The sequence below is a fragment of the Secundilactobacillus kimchicus JCM 15530 genome (assembly GCF_001433995.1).
GTDB classification, from domain to species: Bacteria; Bacillota; Bacilli; order Lactobacillales; family Lactobacillaceae; genus Secundilactobacillus; species Secundilactobacillus kimchicus.
This window is the reverse complement of sequence record NZ_AZCX01000034.1, coordinates 1-375: the sequence shown is the minus strand read 5'-3', so window position 1 is coordinate 375 and position 375 is coordinate 1. Positions and strand designations below refer to the sequence as shown.

Genomic DNA, 375 nt, shown 5'->3' with positions numbered 1-375 from the left:
TCTGATCTTCGGTGACGGTTCTAAAGTCACGATTGCCAAGGGAGACAAAGGCGATAAAGGTGATAAGGGTGATCAAGGTGAATCCCTCACAGTTACAGATCAAAGTACTGACAAAGATGGTAATACGGTTCTGATCCTCAGCGACGGTTCTAAAGTAACAATCGCTAAGGGTGATGACGGTCAGGATGCTACGATCACCGGCCAAACGACCGATGGCGACGGTAACCTGGTGATTACCTTCGGCGACGGGAAGACACTGACGATTCCTAAGGGTGACAAAGGCGATAAGGGTGATCAAGGTGACAAAGGTGATCAAGGCGATTCCCTCACTGTGACGAAGCAAGTCACTGACAAAGACGGTAACCTGGTCATTAC

Annotated in this window: 1 pseudogene; it reads left to right on the top strand. The window is 49.1% G+C overall.

From position 1 onward, the window contains the following. A pseudogene (locus tag FC96_RS13060) lies at positions 1 to 375 on the top strand (hypothetical protein); the annotation flags it as partial.